We start from the raw sequence: 3,072 nt of genomic DNA on the forward strand, positions 1-3,072 counted from the left end.
CTCCCGTCCGTGTCGTGGTGGCGCCCGCATCGCACGGTGCGGCAGACTGACTCCCTCGCGCGGCGGCGCGACGGTCCGGAAGACGTGACCATGATCGACACCATCACCTGCCAGCGCTGTGGAACGGCGCGACCCTCGACGGGCGTCCACCGGTGCCCCGGACCAGCCGACCCGGCTGCGGCCCTCGGTCTCGGAGGGGCCGCGGTCGTCGCGCTCGAGGCGCTGCGCGCGGTCGGATCCCCGGTCGTCGTCGGCGGCTCCGTCCGTGACGCCCTGCTCCGCGAGTCCGGTCGGACGGTCCCGGCCACGGCCGTGCCGGACGTCGACATCGAGGTGTACGGCACGGATCTCGACGCGGTCTCGGCTGCACTGCGGGCGGTCGGCGCGGTGGTCGTCCGGGCGGGCGTCCGGTTCGAGGTCCTCAAGGTCGTGCTCGACGGGACGCACCTCGACGTGGCGACCGTGGCGTGTCCTGGTGGTGACGCTCCGTTCACGGCGGCCGCCTCGCGCCGCGACGTCACCGTCGACGCGGTCGCCTGGGACCCGGTGACGAACGAGTACGTCGACGCGTTCGGGGGGATCGACGACGCGGTCGTGGGTGTCCTGCGGCACACGTCCGAGCGCTTCGGCGACGACCCGCTGCGGGTGCTGCGTGCGGTGCAGCTCGTCGCCAGGTTCGGTCTCGAGGTCGACGACGGGACGGTCACGCTCGCCCGCACGCTCGTCGACCGCTTCGGCGAGGTCGCACACGAGCGAGTCTGGCCGGAGATCCGGAAGACCGCGTTGGGCGACCACGTGTCCGCGGCCCTGGAAGTCCTCCACGACACCGGGTGGGACGTCCACCTGCCGGAACTCGCCGCCCTCCGCGACGTGCCGCAGGACCCGCACTGGCACCCGGAGGGACCGGTCCACGTGCACGCCGGCCTGGCGGGCGATGCCGCAGCCCGTGCCTGCACCGAGGACGGCGTCCGCGGCGACGACCGCGTGGTGATCGTGCTCGCGGCCGTGCTCCACGACCTCGGCAAGGCCGGTTCCGGGACGCAGGTCTCCTCGGAGGAGGGAACCCCTCGCATCCGGAGCCTCGGACACGAGGTGTCGGGCGCGGTGGCGGCTCGCGAGCTGTTGCGTCGGCTCGGTGCGCCGCGCGCCGTCGTCGATCGCGTGGTGCCCCTCGTCCGGGAGCACATGGTGGTCCACTCGGCCGGGGGAGCACCTCCCTCGGTGGCGGCGACGCGGCGACTGTTCCGTCGGCTCGGTGGGACGCTGTCGGCCGCCGAGGCCTGGGCCCGGGTGTGCGAGGCGGACTCCCGGGGGCGTGGTCCCGCATCCGGACCGTCGGCTGCCCGGGAGTGGTTCGCGGTGATGCTGCGCGACGTGTCGACGCGCCCACGTGCCGGGCTCCTCACCGGACGGGACCTCCTGGACGCCGGGCTGACCCCCGGACCGCGGTTCCGCGAGGTGCTCGCAGCAGCGACGGAGGCCGAGGACGACGGCGTGTTCACCGACCTCGGCGGGGCGCGGGACTGGCTCCGCGACTGGCTCAGTGCGCACCTCGCGGACGGAGCGCAGCGCGACGGGTGAACCCGGCCGGGCCTGCGCGACCCGGTGTCCGATCCGTGCGGATCTGGGACGGCTCGGACGCCCGTGTCGTCAGCGTGGACGACACCAGGGAGAGGAGCGTCCATGCGCGCCATGACGTACCGCGGGCCCTCCCGGGTCCGCGTCGAGGAGAAGCCCGATCCGAGGATCGAGCACGAGAACGATGCCGTCGTCCGTGTCGAACGAGCCGCGATCTGCGGGTCGGACCTGCACCTGTACCACGGGATGATGCCGGACACCCGTGTCGGGCACACCTTCGGGCACGAGTCGTCGAAGCTCGACGGCATCATCAAGCCCGTGATCGTCCCGTGAAGGAGCGCGCCATGACCGACCACACCCCGTACATCGCGGACCCGCCGCGGCGGTCCGGCGGGTCGCGTACGCCCGGTTCAGCGAGGGGCGGCTGGCCCACTGGCTGCTCCTCGTCCTCCGTGACCGGATCGACGTCGCGACCCACCGGGTGACGGACGCGCTGCGTGGTCGGCCCGACCGGGTCGTGCACGAGACGGGCGTCCGGGCGGAGGGCACCGGGCACCCGGTCGCGCCCCGCGTCCGCTCGTCGCGGGGGGACTGGAGGCACGGCCTCCTCGACCCGGTGGTCGCGAACTGGGGGTGGTCGGCCGCCGTCGGTGGCGCGGTCCTCGTGGTCCGGTGGATCGCGCGGGCACGTCGCGGTCGGTGACCGCCCGCTCGGTGACGCACACCGGACTGGAGGCGCGGTGCGGGCCCGTCCCGCGCCTCCCGTCCGGTCGTGGTCGCGGTGAGGGGTGCCCCGAGTGGAGCGACGCCGATGCTCGCCGCGAAGCACGAACGCGAAATGCCCCTTGGCCGCAAGGCCAAGGGGCATCCATTCCGTGTGTCCGAGGGGGGACTTGAACCCCCACGCCCTAATACGGGCACTAGCACCTCAAGCTAGCGCGTCTACCAATTCCGCCACCCGGACAGGTGTCGTTCTGTTGTGCTGGCCGGTCGTCCGGGGCGTTTTCCCCGGCGTTCCTGCCGAGAGAAGACACTAGCACGGGTCTGAACGCCCGATGAACACGGGCGCGCATCCCGGGCGCGTCCCGCTGTGGACCCGGGGATCGGCGGTGTCGGAGCGGCCCGGTAGCGTGGGGGCATGACTGACCTCCAGGGGAGCACGGCGGCCGACATCGAGCTCGAGGAGACCGCGTCCATCGCTCGGGACCTCATCCGGTTCGACACGACGAACTGGGGCGACGGGAAGTCCCGCGGTGAGACCGAGGCCGCGCACTACGTCGAGGCGAAGCTCCGTGACCTGGGGCTCGAGCCGCAGCTCTTCGAGTCGGAACCGGACCGGGTGAGCGTCGTCGCCCGGGTGCGCGGACGCAACCCGGAGAAGCCCGCGCTCGTCGTGCACGGCCACCTCGACGTCGTCCCGGCCGACCCGGCGAACTGGAGCGTCGACCCGTTCGGCGGCGTGGTGCAGGACGGCATGCTGGGGGCCGGGCGCGT

Annotated in this window: 2 protein-coding genes, 1 tRNA gene and 2 pseudogenes; 4 read left to right on the forward strand and 1 reads right to left on the reverse strand. The window is 73.3% G+C overall.

Annotated features, from left to right (window positions below):
• The first annotated feature begins 90 nt into the window (after window positions 1–90).
• The 3 genes and pseudogenes from I59_RS13005 (at window position 91) to I59_RS13015 (ending at window position 2,281) form a co-directional block, all read left to right on the forward strand.
• Window positions 91–1,581 carry an HD domain-containing protein gene (locus tag I59_RS13005; protein ID WP_148286223.1) on the forward strand — a complete coding sequence of 497 codons (1,491 nt, stop codon included), beginning with the start codon at window positions 91–93 and terminating at the stop codon, window positions 1,579–1,581.
• 102 nt (window positions 1,582–1,683) lie between these two features.
• Window positions 1,684–1,866 (forward strand): annotated as a pseudogene (locus I59_RS13010) (alcohol dehydrogenase catalytic domain-containing protein); the annotation flags it as partial.
• Between the two features lie 193 nt (window positions 1,867–2,059).
• Complete coding sequence (locus I59_RS13015) at window positions 2,060–2,281, forward strand: hypothetical protein (RefSeq protein WP_022904241.1); 222 nt, start codon at window positions 2,060–2,062, stop codon at window positions 2,279–2,281.
• A gap of 175 nt (window positions 2,282–2,456) precedes the next feature.
• On the opposite strand, the gene I59_RS13020 is transcribed toward I59_RS13015, so the two are convergent.
• A tRNA-Leu gene (locus I59_RS13020) sits at window positions 2,457–2,542 on the reverse strand.
• A 174-nt stretch (window positions 2,543–2,716) separates the two neighbouring features.
• Here I59_RS13020 and I59_RS13025 point away from each other — a divergent pair.
• Window positions 2,717–3,072, forward strand: a pseudogene (locus I59_RS13025) (hypothetical protein); the annotation flags it as partial.

The organism is Curtobacterium sp. B8 (assembly GCF_000333315.1).
Lineage (GTDB): Bacteria > Actinomycetota > Actinomycetes > Actinomycetales > Microbacteriaceae > Curtobacterium > Curtobacterium luteum.

Excerpts from the sequence above, each read along its gene's own strand:
- I59_RS13005 (WP_148286223.1), top strand. The coding sequence starts at position 91 with ATGATCGACACCATCACCTGCCAGCGCTGTGGAACGGCGCGACCCTCG.